At 65.6% G+C, this 24,445-nt stretch carries 18 protein-coding genes, 1 tRNA gene and 1 other RNA gene; 15 read left to right on the top strand and 5 right to left on the bottom strand.

Features of this window, described 5'->3' with window-relative positions:
• Nucleotide 1: 1 nt before the first annotated feature.
• Nucleotides 2–1,189 carry a xylose isomerase gene (gene xylA / locus IEW81_RS04160; RefSeq protein ID WP_097060317.1) on the bottom strand — a complete coding sequence of 396 codons (1,188 nt, stop codon included), beginning with the start codon at nucleotides 1,187–1,189 and terminating at the stop codon, nucleotides 2–4.
• A 78-nt stretch (nucleotides 1,190–1,267) separates the two neighbouring features.
• A complete protein-coding gene (locus IEW81_RS04155) occupies nucleotides 1,268–2,269 on the bottom strand; it encodes a LacI family DNA-binding transcriptional regulator (RefSeq protein ID WP_097060318.1) in 1,002 nt (333 codons plus the stop codon).
• Nucleotides 2,270–2,476: 207 nt separating this feature from the next.
• Between IEW81_RS04155 and IEW81_RS04150 the strand changes: the two genes are divergently transcribed.
• The 5 genes from IEW81_RS04150 (at nucleotide 2,477) to IEW81_RS04130 (ending at nucleotide 9,581) form a co-directional block, all read left to right on the top strand.
• Nucleotides 2,477–3,763 (top strand): ABC transporter substrate-binding protein, encoded by a 1,287-nt coding sequence (locus tag IEW81_RS04150; protein ID WP_097060319.1) that lies wholly within the window; start codon nucleotides 2,477–2,479, stop codon nucleotides 3,761–3,763.
• A gap of 14 nt (nucleotides 3,764–3,777) precedes the next feature.
• Nucleotides 3,778–4,794 (top strand): carbohydrate ABC transporter permease, encoded by a 1,017-nt coding sequence (locus IEW81_RS04145; RefSeq protein WP_097060320.1) that lies wholly within the window; start codon nucleotides 3,778–3,780, stop codon nucleotides 4,792–4,794.
• A complete protein-coding gene (locus tag IEW81_RS04140; protein WP_097060321.1) occupies nucleotides 4,794–5,669 on the top strand; it encodes a carbohydrate ABC transporter permease in 876 nt (291 codons plus the stop codon). Before IEW81_RS04145 ends, IEW81_RS04140 begins: the two co-directional genes overlap by 1 nt.
• A gap of 79 nt (nucleotides 5,670–5,748) precedes the next feature.
• A complete protein-coding gene (locus IEW81_RS04135; RefSeq protein ID WP_486666681.1) occupies nucleotides 5,749–8,043 on the top strand; it encodes a beta-xylosidase/alpha-l-arabinosidase in 2,295 nt (764 codons plus the stop codon).
• Between the two features lie 47 nt (nucleotides 8,044–8,090).
• Nucleotides 8,091–9,581 (top strand): glycoside hydrolase family 43 protein, encoded by a 1,491-nt coding sequence (locus tag IEW81_RS04130; RefSeq protein WP_097060323.1) that lies wholly within the window; start codon nucleotides 8,091–8,093, stop codon nucleotides 9,579–9,581.
• Between the two features lie 31 nt (nucleotides 9,582–9,612).
• Here the strand turns inward: IEW81_RS04130 and IEW81_RS04125 are convergent, their stop codons facing one another.
• The gene (locus IEW81_RS04125) at nucleotides 9,613–10,575 is read right to left on the bottom strand and encodes an acetylxylan esterase (RefSeq protein ID WP_097060324.1); all 963 of its coding nucleotides are present in this window, start codon (nucleotides 10,573–10,575) and stop codon (nucleotides 9,613–9,615) included.
• Between the two features lie 184 nt (nucleotides 10,576–10,759).
• Here IEW81_RS04125 and IEW81_RS04120 point away from each other — a divergent pair, with 184 nt between their 5' ends.
• From IEW81_RS04120 to IEW81_RS04100, 5 genes are all read left to right on the top strand, one after another.
• On the top strand, nucleotides 10,760–11,989 hold the full coding sequence (locus tag IEW81_RS04120; protein WP_097060325.1) for a multidrug effflux MFS transporter: 1,230 nt from the start codon (nucleotides 10,760–10,762) through the stop codon (nucleotides 11,987–11,989).
• A gap of 312 nt (nucleotides 11,990–12,301) precedes the next feature.
• Complete coding sequence (locus IEW81_RS04115; RefSeq protein ID WP_229671230.1) at nucleotides 12,302–13,543, top strand: ROK family protein; 1,242 nt, start codon at nucleotides 12,302–12,304, stop codon at nucleotides 13,541–13,543.
• A 23-nt stretch (nucleotides 13,544–13,566) separates the two neighbouring features.
• Nucleotides 13,567–14,229 carry a phosphatase PAP2 family protein gene (locus tag IEW81_RS04110; protein WP_229671229.1) on the top strand — a complete coding sequence of 221 codons (663 nt, stop codon included), beginning with the start codon at nucleotides 13,567–13,569 and terminating at the stop codon, nucleotides 14,227–14,229.
• 9 nt (nucleotides 14,230–14,238) lie between these two features.
• On the top strand, nucleotides 14,239–15,510 hold the full coding sequence (locus IEW81_RS04105; protein ID WP_097060327.1) for a saccharopine dehydrogenase family protein: 1,272 nt from the start codon (nucleotides 14,239–14,241) through the stop codon (nucleotides 15,508–15,510).
• 213 nt (nucleotides 15,511–15,723) lie between these two features.
• On the top strand, nucleotides 15,724–17,448 hold the full coding sequence (locus IEW81_RS04100) for a helicase HerA-like domain-containing protein (RefSeq protein WP_097060419.1): 1,725 nt from the start codon (nucleotides 15,724–15,726) through the stop codon (nucleotides 17,446–17,448).
• On the opposite strand, the gene IEW81_RS04095 is transcribed toward IEW81_RS04100, so the two are convergent.
• On the bottom strand, nucleotides 17,445–18,059 hold the full coding sequence (locus IEW81_RS04095) for a YdbT family protein (protein WP_143544648.1): 615 nt from the start codon (nucleotides 18,057–18,059) through the stop codon (nucleotides 17,445–17,447). The two genes, IEW81_RS04100 and IEW81_RS04095, sit on opposite strands and share 4 nt — an antisense overlap.
• 85 nt (nucleotides 18,060–18,144) lie before the next feature.
• A tRNA-Ser gene (locus IEW81_RS04090) sits at nucleotides 18,145–18,229 on the bottom strand.
• Between the two features lie 82 nt (nucleotides 18,230–18,311).
• On the opposite strand from IEW81_RS04090, the gene ffs reads away from it, so the two are divergent.
• The 5 genes from ffs to recR all read left to right on the top strand — a co-directional run bounded on the left by ffs (nucleotide 18,312) and on the right by recR (nucleotide 24,437).
• An RNA gene (gene ffs / locus IEW81_RS04085) (signal recognition particle sRNA small type) lies at nucleotides 18,312–18,408 on the top strand.
• 17 nt (nucleotides 18,409–18,425) lie between these two features.
• The gene (gene pta / locus IEW81_RS04080) at nucleotides 18,426–20,513 is read left to right on the top strand and encodes a phosphate acetyltransferase (RefSeq protein ID WP_097060420.1); all 2,088 of its coding nucleotides are present in this window, start codon (nucleotides 18,426–18,428) and stop codon (nucleotides 20,511–20,513) included.
• Entirely contained in the window at nucleotides 20,510–21,625 is a 1,116-nt protein-coding gene (locus tag IEW81_RS04075; RefSeq protein WP_097060329.1) for an acetate/propionate family kinase, read from the top strand. The genes pta and IEW81_RS04075 overlap by 4 nt, the downstream gene beginning before the upstream one ends.
• Before the next feature lie 193 nt (nucleotides 21,626–21,818).
• Nucleotides 21,819–23,834 carry a DNA polymerase III subunit gamma and tau gene (locus IEW81_RS04070; protein WP_097060421.1) on the top strand — a complete coding sequence of 672 codons (2,016 nt, stop codon included), beginning with the start codon at nucleotides 21,819–21,821 and terminating at the stop codon, nucleotides 23,832–23,834.
• A gap of 3 nt (nucleotides 23,835–23,837) precedes the next feature.
• Nucleotides 23,838–24,437 (top strand): recombination mediator RecR, encoded by a 600-nt coding sequence (gene recR / locus IEW81_RS04065; protein WP_097060330.1) that lies wholly within the window; start codon nucleotides 23,838–23,840, stop codon nucleotides 24,435–24,437.
• Nucleotides 24,438–24,445: the final 8 nt, after the last annotated feature.

Here is a 24,445-nt window from a genome sequence, read left to right as displayed (position 1 = left end):
GTCAGCGAGCACCCATCAGGTGCTCGGTTGCCAGCTGTTGCAGCCGCACGAATCCGAAGCCCTTGCCGTTGAAGTAGGAATCGGTGTCGAAGTCTTCGAAGGATGCGCGGTCGGCCAGCAGATCGTCGTAACTCTCGCCGACGGAGAGGGTCGGCACAGCAAGTTCAGGCACGCGTGCCGCGGAGAGTGCCTCCTGAACCTCGGGGTCGGCGCGGAACGCGGCCGCGCGCTCCTTCAGCAGCAGGTAGGTGTTCATGTTCGCCGCTGCGGAATCCCAGACGCCGGTCTCGTCTTCGGTGCGGCTCGGCTTGTAGTCGAAATGGCGCGGCCCGTCGTAGGAGGGCCCACCGTTCGGGCCACCGTTCTCCAGCAGGTCGACGAGGGCGAACGCGTTGTGCAGGTCGCCGTGACCGAACACCAGGTCCTGGTCGTACTTGATGCCGCGCTGGCCGTTGAGGTCGATGTGGAAAAGCTTGCCCTGGTAGAGGGTCTGCGCGATTCCGGCAGCGAAATTGAGCCCGGCCATTTGCTCGTGGCCGACTTCCGGGTTCAGCCCGAATAGTTCGGGCCGCTCGAGTGTCTCGATGAACGCCATGGCGTGGCCGACAGTCGGCAGCAGGATGTCACCACGGGGCTCGTTCGGTTTGGGTTCGATGGCGAACCGGATGTCGTATCCCTTATCGGTCACGTAGTCGCCGAACACATTGAGGGCTTCGCGGTAACGCTCGAGAGCGCTGCGGATGTCTTTGGCTGCGTCGTATTCTGCGCCTTCGCGTCCACCCCACATGACGAAGGTCTTCGCACCCAGCTCCACACCGAGTTCGAGCTGGCGCATGGCCTTGCGCATCGCGTAGCGGCGCACTCCGCGATCGTTGGAGGTGAATCCACCGTCTTTGAAGACCGGGGCACTGAACAGGTTGGTGGTGACCATCGGCACAATGAGGCCGGTGTCGGAGAGGGCCTGCTTGAGGCGGCCGATCTGCGTGTCGCGCTCGGCGTCGGTCGACCCGAACGCATAGAGGTCGTCATCGTGGAAGGTGAGGCCGTATGCGCCGAGTTCCGCGAGCTTCTCGACGGCGTGCACGACATCGAGGGGAGCGCGGGTGGGCCCGCCGAATGGGTCTGCTCCGTTGTATCCGATCGTCCAGAGGCCGAAAGAGAACTTGTCGTCGCGGGAGGGAATGGGCACGGGTGCTCCTTTGCAGTGGACCGAAAATGTTGCTTGACACAACCTATCGCGCAGACCGGCTCCGGTCAATCCGTCCGATCAGCGTCGAGGTGATGCGGTGGTGGCCCGCAGTACCAGCCGGGTCGGCATGAGAATGTGGGTGGAATCCGGAGTCTCGCCCGCCAGGAGTGCCACCACCAGCCGTGCGGCCGTCGCACCGAGGCTCTGCATGGGCTGGTGGATGGTGGTGAGCGGCGGAGTCGCCCGCGCGGCCTCGGGAATGTCGTCGAACCCGATGACCGAGAGGTCGCCCGGCACGTCGAGACCGAGTTCGGAGGCCGCCTCGAGAATCGCGATTCCGGAGAGGTCGTTCGCCGCAAACACCGCCGTCGGTCGCGGGGAACTCCGCAGCAGGGACTGCGCCGGTTCGCGAGAGGACTGCTGCTCGTAATTGCCTTCCCGCACGAGGCGCGGATCGAAGGGAAGGCCCGCGTCCGAGAGAGCACGACGGTATCCCGCATCACGCAATGCTGCCGATCTCAGGTCGGGGCGTCCACCGATGAACCCGATGCGGGTGTGCCCGAGTTCGATCAGGTGCCGTGTGGCCTGGCGGGCCCCACCGAAGCTGTCTGCTTCGACCGTCGGCAGGTCTGCCCGCCCGGTGTGGGGATCGATTGCCACCAGGGGAATCTCGGTCGAGGCACTCACGACCGTGGGGGTGACCATGATCGCCCCGTCGATAAGGGTTCCGCTCAGGCGTTGGAGCGAGCGACGTTCCCACCCCGTGACCTCGGCCTGGCGCGAGCCGGCGTAGGCGAGAAGGTCCCAGGCCGAGCCCCGAAGCTCAGCCCCGACGCCCTTCAGGATCTCGGCACTGAATGGCTCGAAGTCTGCCACGAGCACCCCGATCACGCCCGTGCGACGGGATCGCATACTGCTGGCCACGATGCTCGATGCGTAGCCGAGTTCCTTGACGACGAGCATCACTCTGGCGACAGTTTCTTCGGCGACACCGTAACGCCCATTGACGGCTTTCGAGACCGTGGCCACCGAGACGCCGGCCGCGCTGGCCACATCGTGGATGGTGGGTCGACGGTTCATAATGGGGCGAGCGTATCGCTTCGAAAGCGTTTTCGAAAACGTTTGACACCTTTTTGATCGGATGGAACACTGGCAAAATCCGGTCCCCGATCGGGGCATCTGCCGCACCCCGCGTCAGGAGCACAGCGCATCGATGCCCGCCCTGGCGGTGCATCCCACTCCGTCTCGATGCCGAGACGAGACTCAACGAAGAGAAGGTGGAACACCATGAACACCAAGAAACTGCGCACGGCGTCGGCGATGCTTGTCGCCAGCGGGCTGGCCCTCAGCGGATGCAGCGGCGGCGCGGCAGCACCCGATGACGGCACCGTCGCGATGACGTTCTGGCACAATTCGACAACCGGTGATGGCAAGCAGTACTGGGACGACACTGCCGCCGCATTCGAGGCCGAGAACCCCGGCGTCACGATCAAGGTGCAGGCCATCCAGAACGAAGAGATGGACGGCAAACTGCAGACCGCACTCAACTCGGGTGACGCACCCGACATCTTCATGGCGCGAGGTGGCGGAAAGCTCGGTGACGTGGTGACGGCCGGCCAGGTCATGGATCTCACCGACAAGATCACCGATGCCACCAGGACCGCACTCGGCGACGCCGTGCTGTCAGCGCTCGCGGTCGACGGAAAGAACTACGGAGTGCCCACTGCGGTTCTTCCCGAGGGGATCTTCTACAGCACCGATCTCTTCGACCAGGCCGGCATCACCGATACACCGACCACCATCCCCGAGCTCGAGGCGGCAAACGAGAAGCTGAGGACGGCAGGAATCGAGCCGATCGCCCTCGGTGCCAAGGACGCGTGGCCGGCAGCCCACTGGTATTACAACTTCGCCCTGCGCGCCTGCTCGCAGGATGTGCTCAACGAAGCATCCGCAAGCCGCACGTTTGACGACCCATGCTTCCTGAAGGCGGGTGAAGACCTGCAGAGCTTCTCCGACAGCGAGCCGTTCAATAACGGGTTCCTCACCACCTCCGCCCAGCAGGGTGCCGGGTCATCCGCCGGACTGCTGGCGAACCGCCAGGCATCGATGGAGCTCATGGGCGCCTGGAACCCTGGAGTGATTGCATCGCTCACCCCTGACCTGAAGCCTCTCCCCGACCTCGGCTGGTTCCCGTTCCCGGAGACCTCCGGCGGCGAGGGTGAGGCAGGCGCGATGATGGGCGGGGTCGACGGTTACTCCTGCTTCGTGGATGCCCCGAGCGCATGCCCGGACTTCCTGAACTTCATCTCCCAGAAGGAGTACCAGGAAGGGTACGCCGCAGCATTCCAGACCATTCCTGCCAGCCAGGACGCCCAGGGCGCTGTGACCGACCCCGGCCTGGTGCTGCTGTTGGACGCGTACAACAAGGCTCCGTATGTCACGGTCTGGCTCGACACGCTGTTCGGACAGAACGTGGGAAACGCGCTCAACGTCGCAGTGGTGAACCTGCTTGCGGGCCAGGGTGATGCCGAAGGCATTGTCACGGCAGTGAACGACGCAGCCAAGAAGTCATAGCGAGGATTTCACACATGACATCCATAAGCGAGAACCGGCGCACAGCGCCGAACCCGCCCGTGGATCTCGCGGCGGGTGGGGCTGACACGGCAGTGTCGGCTCCACCTCGCCGGCGGCGACCGCGAGGCGTCGGCTGGCGTATGCGTCTCGAGATCGCGGCACTCACCGGGCCTGCACTCATCGTGTTCGTCGCCTTCGTCATCTTCCCGGTGGTGCTTGCCGCGTACTACGGTTTCTTCAGCTGGGCGGGATACGGCCCGGCCACCGACTTCGTCGGCATTCAGAATTACGTGACCATCCTCCAGGATGGCCCGTTCCTCGACGCGCTCAGGCACAATGCGATGATCGCGATCCTGTCGCTGGTCATCCAGGGCCCCGTCGCGATTGGACTGGCGCTGCTGCTCAACCGCAAGATGCGCGGCCAGTCCGTCATCCGGGTGCTCATCTTCGTGCCGTACGTGATCTCCGAGGTCGTCGTCGGTCTCGGCTGGAGTCTCATGTTGCAGTCCGGAGGCGCCGCCAACGGCCTGCTCGACAAGCTCGGGCTGGCGTCACTGCAGCAGGACTGGCTGTCCAATCCTGACGTCGCCATCTGGTCGCTGCTCATGATCATCACCTGGAAGTACGTCGGTTTCGCGGTGATCCTGTTCCTCGCGGGGCTGCAGGGGATTCCCGAGGAGCTGTCGGAGGCGGCATCCATCGACGGTGCATCGTTCTGGCAGGTGCAGCGCCTGATCGTGCTGCCGCTGCTCGGCCCGACGGTGCGGATCTGGGCGTTCCTGTCGATCATCGGATCGCTGCAGTTGTTCGACCTCGTGTACATCATCTGGGGCCAGTACGTGTCGTCGATCGCGGGAACGTCGACCATGGCGACGTACATGGTCGCGAACGGCCGAAACGCCGGAAGTTACGGCTATGGCAATGCTGTGGCCGTCGTCATGTTCCTCATCTCGCTGACGGTAGCCCTGTTCTACCAGCGGTTCCTGCTGCGGCGGGACACAGCGGGAGCAATCACGGGAGGAAAGTCCTGATGTCTACACTGACACCCAGAGCCTCGACCGGCCTGGTCAAGCCCGATCGCCACACCAAGCGGTCGCTCGGCGGGCCCGCGATCTACTTCCTGGCGCTGATTCTCATTGCGCTCACCCTCACCCCGGTCGGGTACATCATCCTCGGCGGATTCCGCACCAACTCGGAGATCACGCTCGACCCATCCGGGTTCCCCATCTCATGGCAGTTCGGCAACTACATCGACGTACTGGCGAGCAATGTGTTCTGGCGCCAGGTCGGGAACTCCGCGATCTCGGCGACGGTGACGACCTTCTTCGTGGTGGTGTTTGGCCTAATGGCGAGCTTCGCGCTGGCGCGGTACAACTTCCGCGGTCGCGGTGCGATGTATGCGGTCTTCGCGGCCGGGCTCATGTTCCCCATGACAGTCGCGATCACCCCGCTCTACATCCTCGTGCGCAACCTCGGGCTGATGAACACCCTCGGGGGTGTCATCATTCCGCAGATCGCGTTCGCCCTGCCGGTGACGATCATCATCATGGTGCCGTTCCTGCAGGCGATTCCGAACGAACTGCAGGAGGCGGCATCCATCGATGGATGCTCCAGGATCGGCTTCTTCTGGCGCATGGTCATCCCGCTCTCCAAGGCCGGGGTGATCACGGTGGGTATCCTCGCGTTCATCGCCAGTTGGAACAGCTACCTGCTACCCCTGTTCATCCTGAGCGACGAAGCCATCTACACGCTCCCGCTCGGAGTGCAATCCTTCGCGTCGCAGTACTCGGTCGATACGGCGAGGGTGCTGGCGTTCACGTCGCTGTCGATGATTCCGGCACTCGTGTTCTTCAGCCTCTTCGAGCGCAAGATCGTCGGCGGCCTCACGGGTGCCGTCAAGGGCTGATCCACCGCCACCTGAGCCCGCTCGGCTCCGGTGCGTCGCCGCATGTCGCCAGCAATTCAGATAGAGAGATGAACTCGTGATCGCAACAGAACTCCCCCCGGTCTCACAGCGGGTACGTGACCTTCACAGCCAGATGACTCTGGCGGAGAAAATCTCCCAACTCGTCGGCTACTGGGTCGACCAGGGTGATGAGGTCGTCGCCCCGATGGCGGGCGAGATGGTCTCGTCGAACAGCTACGAAGCCGCGAGCGTCAATGGGATGGGGCACCTCACGCGGGTCTACGGCACGAGACCGGTCGACCCGGTGGAGCGGGCGGGCTGGCTGTGGGCAGAGCAGCGCAGGCTCCGTGAGAACTCGCGGCTGGGCATCCCTGCCATCGTGCACGAGGAATGCCTTACCGGCCTGGCCGCATGGAAGGCGGCGACCTTCCCGACCCCGCTGGCCTGGGGTGCAGCGTTCGACCCCGAACTCGTGGAGCGCATGGCCGGGCTGATCGGCGAGTCGATGCGGTCGCTGGGCATTCACCAGGGCCTCGCGCCGGTGCTCGATGTGATTCGGGATGCACGCTGGGGACGAGTGGATGAGTGCATCGCCGAAGACCCCTACCTCGTCGGAACCATCGGCACCTCCTATGTTCGCGGCCTCCAGTCGGCCGGCGTGCACGCCACGCTCAAGCACTTCGTCGGCTACTCGGCTTCGCAGTCCGGTCGCAACCACGCACCGGTGCACGCGGGGCCGCGTGAGCTGGAGGACGTTCTGCTGCCCCCGTTCGAGATGGCGATCCGTGACGGCGGCGCCAGGTCAGTCATGAACTCGTACGCCGAGATCGATGGCGAGCCCGTCGGCGGCACCCCTCGATACCTGACCGACATCCTTCGGACCCGTTGGGGGTTCGATGGCGTCGTCGTCTCCGACTACTTCGCCGTCGTGTTCCTGCACAGCATGCACGCTGTCGCCGTCGACCGTGCCGCAGCGGCAGGCCTCGCGCTCACGGCAGGCATCGACGTCGAACTCCCCACCGGCGACGCGTTCCTCGAGCTCGCCGACTGCATCGCGAACGGGTTGACCGACCTCGTCGACGTGGATCGTGCCGTTCTGCGCGTCCTGTCGCAGAAGGAGGAGCTGGGCCTGCTCGATGAGACCTTCGAGTCGCCGCCCAGCGCTGTCGACCTCGACAGCGCTGAACACCGGGCCGTCGCTCGGCAGCTGGCCGAGGAATCCACCGTGCTGCTGACCAACGACGGGCTGCTCCCGCTGTCGGCGACGGCGGCGGGAACCATCGCCGTGATCGGACCGAATGCCGACTCCACCGATGCGCTCATGGGCTGCTATTCCTTCGCCAACCATGTTCTCGCCCACCATCCCGGCACCGAGCTGGGCTTCGAGATCCCCACGATTCTCGAGGCTATGCGTGTGGAGTTCCCGAATGCCGCACTCGAGTACGCGCGTGGGTGCGAGGTCGAGGGCGACGACCGCTCCGGCATCGCGGCAGCCGCCGAGGCGGCACGCGCAGCGGGCACGGCCGTCGTGGTCGTCGGTGACAGGGCCGGGTTGTTTGGTCGCGGAACCGTCGGTGAAGGCAACGACGTCGAATCGCTGGAGTTGCCGGGCGTGCAGCGCGAACTCGTCGACGCCGTTGTGGCTACCGGAGCGAGGGTGGTCGTGGTGGTGCTCACCGGGCGGCCATACGTGCTCGACTGGGCCATCGGCGTCGGCGCTCCCGCGGCAGTGATCCAATCGTTCTTCCCAGGGGAGGAGGGTGCCACTGCACTCGCGGCGATTATTTCCGGTCGTGTGGCCCCGTCAGGCAGGCTGCCGGTGTCGATGCCACGCTCGGCCGGCGCCCAGCCCTACACCTATCTGCATCCGATTCTCGGCGGCCCATCCGAGGTGACCAGTGTGGACACCACGCCCGTCTTCGCCTTCGGTCATGGTCTCGGGTACAGCACATTCACGCACGAGAATCTCACCGTGAGTGGCGATGTGGCGCCGGGCGATACGGTCGAGGTGACGGTCGAGGTGACGAACTCCGGCGATCGTACGTCGACGGATGTCGTGCAGCTCTACGGTCACGATCTCTTCGCCTCCGTGACCCGGCCAGTGGCCCAGCTGCTCGCCTACCAGAGGCTGACGCTGGCGCCGGGGGAGCGTGTGCGCATGACCTTCGTCGTGCCGCCGGCCAGGTTCGCGATGACGGCAGCCTCGGGTGTGCGTGTCATCGAACCGGGGGATGTGGAGCTGTGGGTGGGTCCGTCGTGTGCGGCCAGGGAGACCGAGGCGATGCTCCGTTTCAGCGGCGCCGAGTACGTGCTCACTACCGCAGATCAACGGCTGGCGACCGCGAGCGTCGAGCACGTCGCATCCAGCGTCTGAGCTGCGCCTGTCTGGCAAACCCTGTCTTTTCGACCTGAGGAGTTTCGTTGCGCCCCGCCAACCCCATCCTGGCCGGTCTCTACCCTGACCCGAGCATCTGCCGGGTCGACGGCACCTACTACCTGGTGAACTCCACCTTCGAATACCTCCCGGGGTTGCCGATCCACGCCAGCGATGACCTTGTGACCTGGCGGCTGGTCGGTCATGCCATCCATGACCCGGGCCAGTTCGACTTCAGTGCGGTGCCGGATTCGCGCGGCCTCTTCGCCCCGACCATCCGTCATCACGACGGAAAGTTCTACATCGCGTGCACGCTCATGGATGCCGGCGAGGTGACCGGCAACTTCTACGTGACCGCGACCGATATCGCCGGCCCCTGGTCGTCGCCGGTGATGCTCCCGGATGCGCCGGGAATCGATCCTTCGCTGTTCTTCCATGAGGGGCGGGCGTGGTGGATCGGCTGCCGCGAGGTGGTTCCGCAGGGTTTTGAGGGAGAGACAGAGGTGTGGATGCGCGAACTCGACCTGGAGCGCGGCATGCTGGTGGGCGAGGAGTCCGTCATCTGGACGCGCACTATGGCCCGCGCGGTCTGGGCTGAGGCCCCGCATCGCTACGAACGCGACGGCTGGTTCTACCTGGTGACCGCCGAGGGCGGCACGGCGTTCGAGCATTCGGTCATGGTTGCCCGGTCGCGTTCCCTCACCGGTCCGTTCCTGCCGTGCCCGCGCAATCCGGTGCTCACCCACCGTCACCTTGGCCACGGCGTCGATGTTCAGGCCGTCGGGCATGGCGACCTGGTGCACGGCGACGGCGACGACTGGTGGATGGCGATGCTGGGCATCCGGCCGATTGACGGCCACCACATCCTCGGGCGTGAGACCCATCTCGCGGCAGTGGAATGGGAAGAAGGCTGGCCCGTGATCAATCCTGGACTGGGGCGACTCGATAGTCCGGTGGAGCAGCCGGGACGGTGGGCCTCGGACGGGGTTCCCGAACTCTCCGACTTTCTCAGCGTGCGTGGTTTTCCGACGTTCGCGGAGCAGACGGACCTGGCGCTCGAATTGCGCTCGACGGGCGAATCGGTGAGCTCAGGTGCGGTGTCAGCGGCGCTGCTGAGACGACTCACGAGTACCGAGAGCACCGTGGCTGTCACCCTCGAGCTCGTGGACGGGCAGGATGCCACGGCCGGGCTGTTGCTGAGACAGAGCGACTCGACTCAGGTGCGCGCGGCCGCCGTCGCGACCTCGGATGGGGTGCGGGTCTCGCTGGCCAGCCGCGACGGGGTCGACACCGTGGTCGGATCCGCGACCCTTCCGTCGGGCCCATTCACCCTGTCCGCGGTGGTGGCCGATGGCGAGATCACCGTGAATGTCGCGAGCGGGAAGGGCGAGCCCGTCACGCTCGGCCGGGTGTCGCTCAGTGCGCTGAGCACAGAGACGGCTGGAGGGTTCGTCGGCATGACGTTCGGCCCCTATGTGGAAGGGCCTGTGGGCGCGAGGGTGCGCCTCACCGGGTGGAGCCATGACGACCGTCGCTAGCCGGCCGACGGCAGTGATGAGTGACGAGGGGTCAGCGCGCTGCGAGCCAGCGCGCCTGGCGCAGCCACTGGTGACCCTGGCCGCCCTCGTGGTTGTTGTAGGGATAGACCTCGATCTCGCGGTCGACACCAGCGTAGTGATTGAACGCCGCGAACACCGTCGACGGCATCACGATCGTGTCCATCAGTGCCACCGAGAACAGGGCGGGCGCCGTTGCCCGGCGCGCAAAATTCACCCCGTCGAAGTAGGACAGCGTGTCGAGCACCTGCCCGACACGGTTGCGGTGCACAGCGAGGTACTGGGTGATCTCGGTGAATGGCGCGCTCGGGGTCACCGCTATCGCGCGGCGGAAGTCACTGAGAAACGGGACGTCAGGCATCACGCCCCACAGGTCGTCGCGCAGCCCGGCCACGGCGAGCGAGATCCCGCCGCCCTGGCTGCCACCGGTGACCGCGATACGCGATTCGTCGACGAACGGCAGGTCGCGGGCGGCATCCACTGCCCGCACCCCATCTGTGAACAGGCGGCGATAGTAGTAGTCGGCTGGATCCAGGATGCCGCGAGTCATGACGCCCGGGAATGCACCGCCGGAACCGTGCGGATCGGCGGTCTCGCCGCCAGAACCCCACGCGCTGCCCTGCCCGCGGGTGTCCATGAGGATGTGCACGAATCCGCTCGCCGCCCAGGCGAGGTGCTCGTGAGCCAGGCCGCGGCCGCCGCCGTACCCGAGAAACTCCACGACGGTCGGCAGCGCACCAGGAGTGCGCGGGCGGGTCACCCAGCCGCGCACCGGGTCGCCCGCGAAGCCCGGGAATGTCAGGTCTTCCACGATCAGCTCACTGATCGGGGTGTCTGCTGGCGCGAGGGAGACGTGGCCGCCCACGGCACGGGACTCCTCGATCGTGGTCGACCAGAACGAGTCGAAGTCGGCAGGCTGCACCACGTCGGGTCGGTATTTCTCCAGTTCGGCGAGGGAAAGGTCAGTCATTGGCATTGCTGCACTCCGTTTCGGGAAGCCAGCGGCCGTGGCGGGCCGGGGCAACAGGACCCAATCTATGACCTGCCCACTGCCGACCCGGAAGGCGCGCGCGGTCAGGCGGGGTGAGCGCCAGCCTGCAGACTAGACGCGGTGCCCGTTTCGGTCTCACCCTCCCGACTTCCCCTCCTGCTAGGACACCTTGACTACTGTCGTTCACCCCGGTGATTCCCTTCTTCCTCGCGAGCGGCTCGTGTACGTGCTCGTCCTGGGTGCCCTCACGGCACTCGGGCCGTTCACGATCGACCTCTACCTGCCGGCTTTCCCGACGATCGAAGCGGATCTGGATGTCTCGACCGCAGCCATCCAGCTGACCCTCACGGCGACGACCCTCGGCTTCGCTCTCGGGCAGCTGGTGGTCGGCCCATGGAGCGATAAAATCGGTCGACGAATGCCGCTGATCATCGCCACCTCCGTTCATGTCTTTGCGAGTCTTGGTGTGGCGATCGCGCCGTCGATCGAGTTGCTGATGGTGTTCCGTGTGCTGCAGGGGGCCGGAGCCGCGGCCGGCGGTGTGGTCGCACTGGCCGTTGTGCGCGATCTTTTCGGCGGGCTTCCGCTGGTCAGGATGCTGTCCCGGCTCGCCCTCGTGAACGGCCTCGCGCCGATTCTGGCGCCCCTGATCGGCTCCCAGCTTCTGTTGATCTTTCCGTGGCGCGGGATCTTCATCTTCCTCGCCGCTTACGGGGTGCTCGTCGTGCTCGCGGCGGTGTTCTTCATCGTCGAGACCCTGCCACCGGCACGGCGAATGGATCTCGGTCACAGCACCATGCGGCAGCGTTACAGGTCCCTGCTGGGCGACCGGGTGTTCATCGGTGTGGCGATCATCGGCGGCATGACCTTCTCGGGGTTGTTCACCTACCTGTCGTCATCGTCGTTCCTGTTCCAGGGTGTGTACGGGCTCGATCCCCAGCAGTTCGGCCTTCTGTTCGCGGTCAATTCCCTGGGCATCGTCTCGGGGGTGCAGGCCAGCGCGTTCCTCATGCGATTCATCGGCCCGCAGTGGATCCTCGTCGGAGCAGGCGTCGCGCTTCTTGTCACGTCGGCAACCATCGTGGTACTCGACATGCAGGCCGTGGGGCTGTTCGGAATCCTGATACCGCTGTTCTTCTTCATCATGGCGTGCGGATTTTCGTTCCCGGCCACCCAGGTGCTCGCTCTCAATGGTCACGGCAGCGAGGCTGGAACCGCCGCGTCGCTGCTGGGAGCACTCAATTTCGGACTCGCCGGCATCATCTCGCCCATCGTGGGGCTATTCGGCATTGTCAACGCGATTCCCATGGGTGTGATCATGGGGCTCACCGCGATGGTCTCGATCATCGTGATGTGGACCGTCGTGCGCCCCCGATCAGTACCTGCACTCTCACGCTGATGTCGAAGCGCACGACCATGCCGGCACCCGGGAGGGTACCGAACAACATAACGTCGTGGATCTCTGCGGTCCCCTACTTTCCCGCTGGATTCGTCGGTCCAGCTTCAAGAGACACGCACACAACGAGGGCAACCTGTGTCGCTGTGTGTGGGATTCGTTGCTATATGTTTTACACATCAACATAAGGTCGACAGGTCGGGCGATCAGCCCGCTCACGTTCGCGATACCCCGGAGTACTCGCTTGCCGTCAGTCTCGACGCCGTCGGGGAGTCGTTAGTGGCTCGATAGCCGACAAACCGGGAGGATGTAGCTATGGCAACGGGCTCAGTGGTTCTGTCGGCGATGCGGGGAAGCAACCTCGACATGGTTCGTCGGCGAAATCTCTCGCTTGTGCTCGGCCGGGTGCATGAGCTCGGGGCGGTGTCTCGCGCGAGGCTCACGAAAGAGACCGGGCTGAACCGATCGACCATCGCGGCGCTCGTCAACGAACTCGTGCTGCTCGAACACGTCATCGAGACTGACCCTGACCAGGCACACCAGCAGGTGGGCAGGCCCAGCCCGGTCATTGTGCCCAGTGATCGTACGGTAGCCGTGGTCGTGCATCCCGAGATGGACTCCGTGGAGATCGGTCTCGTCGCTCTCGGGGGAAGGGTGCTGCGTCGCGTTCGATTCGACACAGAGCGGGTTCCTTCGCCGCGCGAGGCCGTGAACATCGCGGCGGCCGTCATCGACGGCATGCGAGGTGAGCTCGACGCTTTTCATACCGTGGGTATCGGGCTGGTGATTCCCGGCCTGGTCCGGGCAAGCAATGGGGTTGTTGCTGTCGCGCCCCATCTGGGATGGCGAGATGAACCGGTCGCTGAGATGCTCCAGGATGCCACCGGCTACAGGGTCGCCGCGGCCAACGACGCCAGTCTTGGCGCCATCGCCGAGAGCGTCCGAGGGGTTGGGCGAGGCGTCGGACAGCTGGTCTACCTGAACGGTGGGGCCAGCGGCATCGGCGGGGGAATCATGTCCAGTGGCTCACCGATCGGTGGTGCATCCGGATTCGCGGGTGAGATCGGGCACACCCTGGTCAGGAACGATGGCGATCCCTGCCACTGCGGTTCGGCGGGATGCCTTGAGACCGAGGTCGCTCGCGCACCGCTGCTCGAAGCACTCGATCTCGCACCGCACGAGTCGGAGCGATTGAACGATGTTCTTCTCGAGCATCTCTCCCACGCCTCCGCTGATGACCCGGTGCGTGCCATCGTGAACAGGCAGCGGAAGTACCTCGCCGTCGCCCTCGGAAACGTCGCCAACATCCTGAATCCGAATCTGATCGTGTTCGGCGGATTCCTGCAGTCGCTCTATGCCGTCGACCCGGTGGGGCTCACCGCAGCAGTACGCGCGCGCACCATGTCGGGGCCGGATCGTGACGTGACACTGGCGCAGGCGGGGCTGGGAGCGAGCATCCTGATGGTGGGAGCTGCCGAGTTGGTTTTCGCCGACCTCATCGCCGACCCTGCCCGGTCGAGCGGTACGCCACGGGCATCCCGAACCGCTGCCCTCTGACCCGAAGCGGGTAGCGTGAGAGGGTGTCTACCCGCATGAATCACGAGCGCGCGCGGCAGGTGTCGCGTCGCTGGCCGCTGATCAGCGGCGGCACGGCCGTCGTACTGGCCCTGGCACTCGGTGCGATCGTCGCGTTCAGGGCTGGACCGTACAGCTTCGACACCAGGTGGCTCGGCGAGCTCGTGGAACACCGCAACCCGATCTGGGACGTGCCGGCGTTCGCGATGGACTTTCTGGGCGGAGGCTGGTTCGGCGTCTTCGTGGTACCGATCACCATTGCCGTCATCCTGTTGGTGGTGAAGAAGCCCAGGTCAGCCCTGTATTTCGTGATCGCGACAGTGGTCAGTGCAGGCATGGTGCAGTTGCTCAAATCGCTGTTCGGGCGCTCTCGCCCACTCGAGATACTGGTGACTGCCGACTTCGGGTCATTCCCGTCCGGGCATGTGGCCAATGCGGCGACCATGGCGGTGGCTCTCGCCATCCTGCTCCAACGGACGTGGGTGTGGGCGGCCGGGGGCGTCTACGTGATGGCGATGATGCTGAGCCGCACCTATCTCGGCGCGCACTGGCTCAGTGACACCGTCGGAGGGTTGCTGGTCGGCGCGGCCGTGGCCGTGCTGTTGTGGGCGCCGCTGGCGTCGAGACTGCAGCGTGAATGGAGTGCGCCAGCCGCGAAGGCGCGATAGCGTCACATTATGAAAATCCTCCTGGTTGGCGCCGGCGGCGTCGGTGACGCGATTGCAAAGATTGCGGCTCGTCGCGACTTCTTCGAGACGATGATCGTCAGTGATTACGACCTGTCGAGGGCCGAGCGCACGATCGCCTGGATCACCCAGCGGCACGGCAACCATGGTGCGCGATTCGTGGCCGCCCGTATCGACGCATCAGACCCCGACAACGTCGCGACTGTCGCGAGGGAGCATGGCGCGACCCACGTCATGAATGCGGTGGAGCCGAAATTCGTGCCCACGATCTTCGCGGGTGCGCTCGCCGCCGGCGCAGACTACCTCGATATGGCGATGAGCCTGTCTGAGCCGCATCCGACAGACCCGCACACTGAGACCGGGGTGAAGCTCGGCGACGACCAGTTCGCGCAGTCTCCGGACTGGGAGACCGCGGGCAGGCTGGCCCTCGTCGGCATGGGCGTGGAGCCGGGGCTCAGCGACGTGTTCGCGCGCTATGCGGCAGACCACCTGTTCAGCGAAATCGACGAGCTCGGCACCCGCGACGGCGCGAACCTCGTGGTGCGCGATGAGTCTGGCAACGAGATCTTCGCGCCATCCTTCAGCATCTGGACGACCATCGAGGAATGCCTGAACCCACCGGTGATCTGGGAGAAGGATCGTGGCTGGTTCACGACGGCGCCTTTCAGCGAGCCCGAGATCTTCGTGTTCCCGGAGGGCATCGGGCCGGTCGAGTGTGTCAACGTCGAGCACGAGGAAGTGCTGCTCATGCCGCGCTGGGTCGACGCGAAGCGAGTGACCTTCAAGTACGGGCTCGGCGACGAGTTCATCGCCATCCTGAAGACCCTGAACCAGCTCGGGCTGGACAAGACAGAGCCCGTGCGCGTGCGGTCGGCAGACGGCCCCGTGATGGTCGCCCCGCGTGACGTCGTGGCGGCAGGCCTGCCCGACCCGGCGACCCTTGGGCCGCGGATGACCGGCAAAACCTGCGCGGGCCTGTGGGTCACTGGCACCGGGGTCGACGGCGAGCCGCGTGAGGTCTATCTCTACCACGTGAGCGATAACGAGTGGACGATGGCCGAGTACGACGCCCAGTGCGTCGTCTGGCAGACCGCCCTCAACCCCGTCATCGCGCTGGAGATGCTCGCGACCGGAGTCTGGACGGGCATTGGAGTGCTCGGCCCGGAGGCCTTCGATGCCAAGCCGTTCCTCGACCTGATGGCCTTGCCGGTGGCCGATGGCGGGTTCGGGCAGGCGTGGGGGATGGAAGACCGCCTCGCGTGACGCCGGGGTCGCGAGGACCCACTCGCGGCGGGCGTTCGAGGCTGGGGTGCTGATCGCGCAAGGCTGTGGTTGAGACCTGCCGTTTTGGTGATGGGGGCCAACGCCGAACATCTCGAGACCAGGAATTATCGCCCGACAGACCGTGACAAGGGACTGCGATCGACGACACGTGTTCGCACGGGCCACCGCCCTGCGAGCCATAAACTGACCACCATGACGGATGCAGCAGCCCTGGTTGAAGCCGCGAAGAAAGCCCTCGCCGTTGCCGAGGCTGCGCTGGCCGCCGAGCAGGCGGCACCGGCACCAATCGCGCACACCTCCACCGCGGGACCGCTGAGCTCCGCGCAGGTGGACGTGATCCGGGCGGGCTACGCCTTCGACGCCCCGGCCCTGGAAATGGGTGCGCTTGTCAACGGGGAGCCTTTATCCGACGTGCCGGTGCGCATCCCGCTGGCCATGGTGAATCGTCACGGGCTCGTGGCGGGAGCGACCGGCACCGGCAAGACCAAGACGCTGCAGGTGCTCGCCGAGCAGCTCTCCGCGGCGGGTGTTCCCGTGTTCGCGGCCGACATCAAGGGTGACCTCTCCGGTATCGCGAGCCCCGGCACGGGCAACCCGAAACTGCTGCTGCGCACAGACAGCATCGGGCAGCACTGGGCGGCGGCGGCCAGCCCCACGGAGTACTTCACGCTCGGGGGCCTCGGCACGGGCATCCCGATCCGGGCCACCGTATCGAGTTTCGGCCCGCTGCTGTTGAGCAAGGTGCTCGGCCTCAACGAGACCCAGGAGTCGAGTCTCGGGCTCGTCTTCCACTACGCGGATCGCGCCGGGCTCCCGCTGGTCGACCTCAGCGATCTTCGTGCCGTAATGAAGTGGCTCACGAGCGACGACGGCAAGCCCGAGTTGAAAGACCTCGGCGGGCTGTCGAGCGCCACGGCAGGGGTCATCCTGCGCGAACTGATCGGCTTCTCCGACCAGGGCGCCGACGTCTTCTTCGGTGAGCCCGAGATCGACACGAGCCTGTTCCTGCGCACGACAGCCGACGGCAGAGGAATCGTGAGCCTGCTCGAGATTCCGAGCATCCAGGACAAGCCCGCGGTCTTCTCCACCTTCCTGATGTGGCTGCTGGCCGACCTGTTCAATGATCTGCCCGAGGTGGGCGACATCGACAAGCCGAAGCTGGTCTTCTTCTTCGACGAGGCCCACCTGCTGTTCAACGGCGCATCCGACGACTTCATCGCCTCTATAACCCAGACGGTGCGGCTCATCAGGTCGAAAGGGGTCGGTATCTTCTTCGTCACCCAGACGCCGAAGGATGTTCCCGGCGAGGTGCTCGCCCAGATCGGCTCCCGTGTGCAGCACCAGTTGCGAGCGCACACGCCCGATGACGCGAAAGCCCTCAGGGCCACGGTCTCGACGTACCCGACCTCGGGGTACGACCTGAAAGAGGTGTTGACGACCCTGGCCACTGGCGAGGCGATCATCACGGTCATGAATGAGAAGGGTGCACCCTCGCCCGTTGCGTGGACGAGGCTTCGCGCGCCGCAGGGCTCCATGTCGCCCACGCCGATCGAGATAATGCAGGCCACGGTTGCATCGAGCCCGCTGCTCGCCCAGTACGGCACGCTCGTCGACCGGGAATCCGCCCGCGAGATCCTCGCGGTGAAGATGAATGCGGCGGCAGCGGCGATCGCGCAGGTGGAGGTGCAGAAAACGGCAGCCTTGCAGGCAAAAGACGCGGCGAAAGCCCAGGCGGACTACGACAGGGCTGTCCGCGACATGGGCGGGTCAACGCCGAAGGCGAAACCTCGGACGACCACACGCACGACCGCCCGCAAAGACGACAATCCGTTCGGCGATATCTTCGGTTCTCGTACCGGCCAGACCGTCGTGCGAGAGGTGCTGCGCGGGATCTTCTCGACCCTCAAGCGCCGCTAATCGCCGGGAAGCGGACCCACGAGCTCCGCGACCAGGATGCTGATGGCGCCGCCGATGACGCTCGACACGACGAATAACAGCACCGCCAGCACGGGGCGACGCTCGAACCAATAGCCGATACCGGGGTACTGCCCGTGGATCTCCTTCGACGTCATCGGCTGCGGGAGGCGCACCAGTGGCGCGTTGAGGGTGTTCATCACCGTGTCCATGGCGGCGAGTGGCCAGAATCGTCCGCGCATCCTGACCAGCTGGTGCCCCTCGTGGCCGCAGATGAACAGCTGCGGAGCACCCTGAGGCAGGGACGAGTAGAGCGTGATGACGAACACCACCGATCCGACCTGGGAGGCGTCGAAGCGGGTCTTCCTGCGGAAGAATCCCCGCTCGGAAATGCCGTTGGCGTCGACCCAGATCGCTGTACCGAAGTAACGAGACACCGCTATGCCAATGAGCAGGCTCGCTGCAACCTGCAGGTAGACGATGAACAGCCACGGGCCTTCGGGAGCGGTGAGGTAATACAGCACCAGGAACACCGGGCCCAGGAAGGCGATCGCGGCGATGAGGCCCCGCGAAAGGAGGGAAGGATGGGGCCGCAAACGGATGGTGTCAGACACCCGCATCACCCGCAAGCGCAGTCGCCACATTCCCCCCAACCCCGATGAACCAACGGATCGGGGGCCATAGATGCTGCAGCTTTCGCGGAGAATGGGGGATTCGAACCCCCGAGGGCTTGCACCCAACCAACTTTCCAAGCTGGCGCCATAGGCCACTAGGCGAATTCTCCTGGCCAGTCACCCACGTCGCCGCGATGACCTCTCGAAATCATAGCCGTTGAATGACGAACCACCCGCACGGGTTAGAATTGGGGTGGCTCCTCGCGTGGCGCCACCTTGGCCAACTCCCCCAGGACGGAAACGTAGCAAGGGTAACCGGGCTCTGGCGGGTGCGCGAGGGGCCGCTACCTCCGTAGGCTGATCAGCATGGCTCGTTCGATTTATATCACGTCTGCTGAAGGTCACTCGGGCAAATCCTCGATCGCGCTGGGGGTGCTCGACACCCTGCTTCGCAGCGTCGAGACGGTGGGCGTGTTCCGGCCCGTCGCCAGGACGTCAGACGAACCCGACTATGTGCTCGAGTTGCTGCTCGGGCGCGACGGCGTCAACCTCGACTACGACGAGTGCGTCGGCGTGACCTATGAGGCCGTGCACGACGATCCGGATGCCGCCCTCTCGCGGATAGTCGACCGGTTCAAAGCTGTCGAGAGCAAGTGCGACGCCGTGGTGATAGTCGGTTCTGATTACACGGATGTCGCCACGCCCACCGAGCTCGGCTTCAACGCCCGCATTGCTGCAAACCTCGGTGCGCCGGTGCTGCTCGTGCTGACTGGCCGTGAGCCCTCAGAGTCTCGCGCCAGAACTGCAGACGAGCTGCGCCAGGTGGCCGAACTGAGCCTGCCCGAGCTGACCGCGGCCCACGCGAGCCTGCTCGCCGTCATCGCCAACCGCGCCGATCCCGACCATCTCGACGAGATCATCGACGCAATTGCGACCGTCACCAGCGTGCAGGTCTGGGCCGTGCCGGAAGACCCGTTCATGGTGGCGCCGACCGTTGAGGCGATCATGGATGCCGTCGACGGCACGCTGCTGAAGGGCGATACAGCACTTCTCGCCCGCGAGAGCCTCGGGGTTGTGATCGCCGCGATGTCGATGGAGAACGTGCTCCCAAGACTTATCGAGGGCAGTGTGGTGGTCATCCCGGGGGACCGCAGTGAGATGGTGCTCGCCGCACTGACGGCGCACGCATCCGGAACCTTCCCATCACTGGCCGGCATCGTGCTGAACGGCGGATTCGACCTCTCCCCGGTGATCCAGCGCCTCATCGCGGGTCTCGATGAGACTTTGCCGATCGTGACGACCGAGTACGGAACGTACGCCACCGCGCAACGCATCGTGCAGACGCGAGGGCGGCTGACCGCGACATCCCAGCGCAAGATCGATACGGCACTCGCCCTGTTCGAGAAGCACATCGATTCAGACCTGCTGGCAACGGAACTTGGCGCTGGTGAGACCACGGCCGTCACCCCGCTGATGTTCGAATACGCGCTGCTCGAGCGTGCCAGGTCGAATCGCCGTCATATCGTGCTGCCCGAGGGTTCGGATGACCGCATCCTGCTCGCCGCGGGAACCCTCCTGCGGCGCGACGTCGTCGACCTGACGATTCTCGGTGACGAGGCCGAGGTTCGAGCCAGGGCCGCCGGGCTTGGTGTCGACATCAGTGCGGCGATCGTCATCGACCCCACGACTACTGAACTGCGGGAGCGGTTCGCGCAGGAGTACTCACGGCTTCGCGCCCATAAGGGCATGACTGTCGAGCGGGCTCGCGACATCGTCACCGACGTGTCGTACTTCGGCACCATGATGGTGCACCTCGGCCTCGCCGACGGTATGGTCTCCGGAGCCGCCCACACGACCGCGCACACCATCACCCCGGCATTGCAGTTCATTAAAACCTCGGACGGCGTTGACGTGGTGTCAAGCGTCTTCTTCATGGCGCTCGATGACCGTGTGCTGGTCTACGGCGACTGCGCCATCGTCCCCGATCCCGACGCCGGACAGCTCGCCGACATCGCGATCTCGTCATCCGGAACGGCCTCGCAGTTCGGGATAGACCCGAGGATTGCGATGCTGTCGTATTCGACGGGGGAGTCTGGCTCCGGGGTCGACGTCGACAAGGTTCGCGCCGCCACCGCGCTCGTGCGCGAGCGCCGCCCCGACCTGCTGGTCGAGGGGCCCATCCAGTACGACGCCGCGGCGGACGCCGCCGTCGCGAAGGCGAAGATGCCCAACTCGCAGGTTGCCGGTCGCGCGACGGTGTTCATCTTCCCCGACCTCAACACCGGCAACAACACGTACAAGGCGGTGCAGCGCAGCTCGGGCGCCGTCGCGATCGGGCCCGTACTGCAGGGTCTTCGCAAACCCGTGAACGATCTTTCGCGTGGTGCACTGGTGCGCGACATCGTCAACACCGTCGCGATCACGGCGATCCAGGCCCAGGGGATGTCGGCATGATCACCGCGTTCGTCGTCAACTCCGGCTCGTCGTCCATCAAGTGGGAGCTCGTCGATGTCGACACCGAGCGCCGATTGCGGGGCGGGATCGTCGAGCGTATCGGAGAGTCGGGAGCCGCGGCGGACCACGCCCAGGCGATGGAGGGCATCCTGGGTGAGCTCGGCGGCGAGAATCCATCGGTCATCGGCCATCGCGTGGTGCACGGCGGCAGCGAGTTCACCTCTGCGACCCTGGTGACAGCCGACGTCGAAGCGGCGATCGAACGACTGGCCGCCCTCGCGCCCCTGCACAACCCCGCGAACCTGGCCGGAATCAGGGCGGCCCGTGCCGCGTTCCCCGGGGTCGCGAACGTCGCGGTGTTCGACACCGCGTTCCACCAGTCGCTGCAGCCAGCGGCCTACACGTACGCAGTTGATGCCGGTGTCGCGGCCGAACACAGCGTGCGGCGCTACGGATTCCACGGAACCTCGTATAACTTCGTCTCGGGCCGAGCCGCAGAACTGCTCGGGCGGCCGCTCACCGAACTGAAGCTCATCGTGTTCCACCTCGGTAATGGGGCATCAGTCGCCGCGATCGACGGCGGTCGATCCGTCGACACCTCGATGGGGATGACCCCGCTCGAAGGCCTCGTGATGGGAACCCGTTCGGGCGACCTGGATGCGGGCATCCTGTTCCATCTCGGTCGTGCCGGGTTCTCGCTGGCCGAACTCGACACCATGCTGAATCGCCGCAGTGGGCTGCTCGGTGTCGCGGGGGACGGCGACATGCGCGACGTGCAGGCTGCGGCTGAATCGGGGGATGCCGCGTCGAGGCTCGCGCTCGATGTCTACTATCACCGCCTCCGCCACTACCTCGGCGCCTACCTCGTCACGCTGGGCGGTGCCGACGCCGTCGTGTTTACGGCCGGCGTCGGAGAGAACAGCGCGCCGACCCGGGCCGGAGCGATGAGCGGCCTCGCCTGGCTCGGGATCGAACTCGACGAGCATCGCAACGACACGATCTCGCGCAACGCGAGGGTGATCTCGACCGACGCCTCGCCCGTGAAGATCCTCGTCATCCCGACGAACGAGGAGCTCGAGATCGCGCGGCAGGCGATCGCGGTCCTGCGCTGAGCTCGGCCTCGGTGGAAGGCAGTCCCGCCCGTCTGATCCAAATGAAGGAGATTTCTGCTTCTGGGCTCGCTGCGCGCGGATTCTCGGCCCCTGTTCGCGAAATCTCCTTCATTTGGATGGGAGGGCCGGTCGAGCGGTGGGGCGGCCCGGTTCCCAGACTCGCAAGGTCGGCGGTGGCGGCTACTGTTGAGTGGTGGTTGCTGCCCTGTATCGCCGTTACCGGCCGGAGACGTTTGCCGAATTGATCGGCCAATCACAGGTGACCGATCCGCTGCGCACGGCACTGCGCACCGACCGCGTCAACCACGCGTACCTGTTCAGCGGGCCTCGAGGGTGTGGCAAGACGACGTCGGCCCGCATTCTGGCCCGTTGCCTCAATTGCGCGGAAGGCCCGACAGACACGCCCTGCGGTGTCTGCGCCAGTTGCGTCGAGCTTGCGCGTGACGGCAGCGGCTCCCTCGATGTTGTCGAGATCGACGCGGCGTCCCATAACGGAGTGGATGACGCCCGCGACCTGCGAGAGCGCGCGGTGTTCGCCCCCGCTCGCGACAGGTTCAAGATCTTCATCCTGGACGAGGCCCACATGGTCACGCCGCAGGGTTTCAACGCCCTGCTCAAGATCGTGGAAGAGCCGCCGGAGCACGTCAAGTTCATTTTTGCGACGACCGAGCCCGAGAAGGTCATCGGCACGATCCGCTCCCGCACCCACCACTACCCGTTCCGCCTCGTGCCGCCCGCGCAGATGCTCGACTACGTGCAGCAGCTGTGCGAAAGCGAGAAGGTGCACGTTGAGGCCGGTGTGCTGCCGCTCGTGGTTCGCGCCGGCGGTGGCTCTGTGCGCGACACGCTATCGCTGCTCGACCAGCTGATCGCCGGTTCCGAGAGCGACTCAGTCGATTACGAACGGGCCGTCGCGCTGCTCGGCTACACCCACGGAGCCCTGCTCGACGAGGTTGTCGACTCCCTCGGTGCGCGCGACGCGGCTGCGGCGTTCGGATCGGTGGATCGCGTCATCCAGACCGGCCAGGATCCGCGTCGATTCGTCGAAGACCTGCTCGAGCGGTTGCGCGATCTCATCATCGTCGCCGCGACCTCCGGCAATGCGGCATCCGTGCTCAGGGGCGTGCCCCAGGACCAGCTCGATCGCATGGCTGCCCAGTCGGCGACCTTCGGCCAGGCAGAGCTTTCGAGGGCTGCGGATGTCGTCAACGCCGCCCTGACGGAAATGACGGGTGCCACCTCGCCGAGGCTCCATCTCGAGCTCATGATCGCGCGCATCCTGGTCCCGGCCAGCGATGACAGCCAGCGTGGAGCGCTCGCTCGGGTGGAGCGCCTGGAGCGCCGCATCGGAGTGGAGACGCCGGGTGCCGCCGCGCAGGCCGCAGCGCAGACCGCAACGCCCGAGAAAGCCGCGCCAGCGGTCGCCGCCACGCAGGCCGCAGCGCCCCCTGTCGAGAAGCCGGCGGCCACACCCGTCGAACCCCCGACCGCCCAGCCGACGGCTGGCATCGTGGCGTCCGCTCCGGTGTCGGTCGCTCCGGTGGCGTCCGTTCCCGTGGTCTCCGTTCCGGTCGGCCCGGTCACGCTCGCGCAGGTCAAGGATGCCTGGACCGAGATCCTCGACGTCGTCAAAGACGCTCGACTGAACGCCTGGATGGTCGTCTTCACGGCCAAACCCCTCGAACTTCGTGAGAACAACGTGCTCGTGCTCTCGTTCGCGAGCCAGAAAGATGTCGACGCGCTGAAGCAGCAGGCGGCACCGGGCCAGGGCGTGGGGGAGCTGCTCAAGAAGGCTTTCGTGCAGGTGCTCGGGTTCGAGCCTGCGTTCATTGCGAGAGTGGATTCCTCGGCCGCCCAGCAGCACGTCGTGCCGCAGGTCTCCACCGAAGAGCCTCCCGCCGACGAGTTCCCGCCCACGGAGGGTGGTGGCTGGGCCGTCGTCTCCATCCCGGACTCAGAGCCGATGCCCGAGCCCGCGCAGGTTTCAGGGCTGCGCGATTCGAAGCCAGCGGCAGTACCAGCGCCAGCACCCGCGCCAGAACCTCCGAAGGCGAAGGCGCCGGTTCCATCTCCCGCAGCTACCCAGACCACGGCGCCTCCTGTCAACGCACGCTACGGTGAAGCCGTGGTGCGCCAGTTGCTCGGAGCCACCTTCATCGAGGAGCAGGTCGTTGTTCCCCGCGTTGTTCCCATGCCGAGAGACGACTAAGCGATGTATGACGGAATCGTCCAGGAGTTGATCGATGAACTCGGTCGCCTCCCCGGCATCGGCCCGAAGTCGGCCCAGCGCATCGCGTTCCACATCCTGCAGACCGAGAGTTTCGACGTCACGCGACTCTCCGAGGTGCTGCGCGATGTTCGCGATAAGGTGCGCTTCTGCGACATCTGCGGCAACGTCACCGAGGGACAGACCTGTTCTATCTGCCGTGATCCGCGTCGCTCCCATGTCACGATCTGCGTGGTCGAGGAAGCCAAAGACGTTGTCGCGATCGAGCGCACCCGCGAATTCAAGGGCCTGTATCACGTGCTCGGCGGTGCGATCAGTCCCATCGACGGCGTGGGCCCCGACGACCTGCGCATCAAGCAGCTGGTCGGCAGGCTCGCCGACGGATCGGTCACCGAGGTCATCCTCGCCACTGACCCGAACCTCGAGGGGGAGGCCACAGCCACCTATCTCACACGGCTGCTGCAGTATCCGAACCTGCGCGTCACACGACTCGCGTCCGGCCTTCCCGTCGGCGGTGACCTGGAGTACGCCGACGAGGTAACCCTCGGTCGCGCCTTCGAGGGCCGCAGGCTCGCGCAGAATTGAGCAGCTAG

Source organism: Salinibacterium xinjiangense (assembly GCF_014645015.1).
Taxonomy (GTDB): domain Bacteria; phylum Actinomycetota; class Actinomycetes; order Actinomycetales; family Microbacteriaceae; genus Rhodoglobus; species Rhodoglobus xinjiangensis.
This window is presented reverse-complemented; position numbering and strand designations above follow the sequence as displayed.

What these genes read in the sequence shown, in the direction of transcription:
- IEW81_RS04155 (WP_097060318.1), bottom strand. Translation starts at nt 2,269, where the DNA reads ATGAACCGTCGACCCACCATCCACGATGTGGCCAGCGCGGCCGGCGTC.
- IEW81_RS04150 (WP_097060319.1), top strand. Translation starts at nt 2,477, where the DNA reads ATGAACACCAAGAAACTGCGCACGGCGTCGGCGATGCTTGTCGCCAGC.
- IEW81_RS04145 (WP_097060320.1), top strand. Translation starts at nt 3,778, where the DNA reads ATGACATCCATAAGCGAGAACCGGCGCACAGCGCCGAACCCGCCCGTG.
- IEW81_RS04140 (WP_097060321.1), top strand. Translation starts at nt 4,794, where the DNA reads ATGTCTACACTGACACCCAGAGCCTCGACCGGCCTGGTCAAGCCCGAT.
- IEW81_RS04125 (WP_097060324.1), bottom strand. Translation starts at nt 10,575, where the DNA reads ATGCCAATGACTGACCTTTCCCTCGCCGAACTGGAGAAATACCGACCC.
- IEW81_RS04115 (WP_229671230.1), top strand. Translation starts at nt 12,302, where the DNA reads ATGGCAACGGGCTCAGTGGTTCTGTCGGCGATGCGGGGAAGCAACCTC.
- IEW81_RS04105 (WP_097060327.1), top strand. Translation starts at nt 14,239, where the DNA reads ATGAAAATCCTCCTGGTTGGCGCCGGCGGCGTCGGTGACGCGATTGCA.
- IEW81_RS04100 (WP_097060419.1), top strand. Translation starts at nt 15,724, where the DNA reads ATGACGGATGCAGCAGCCCTGGTTGAAGCCGCGAAGAAAGCCCTCGCC.
- pta (WP_097060420.1), top strand. Translation starts at nt 18,426, where the DNA reads ATGGCTCGTTCGATTTATATCACGTCTGCTGAAGGTCACTCGGGCAAA.
- IEW81_RS04075 (WP_097060329.1), top strand. Translation starts at nt 20,510, where the DNA reads ATGATCACCGCGTTCGTCGTCAACTCCGGCTCGTCGTCCATCAAGTGG.
- recR (WP_097060330.1), top strand. Translation starts at nt 23,838, where the DNA reads ATGTATGACGGAATCGTCCAGGAGTTGATCGATGAACTCGGTCGCCTC.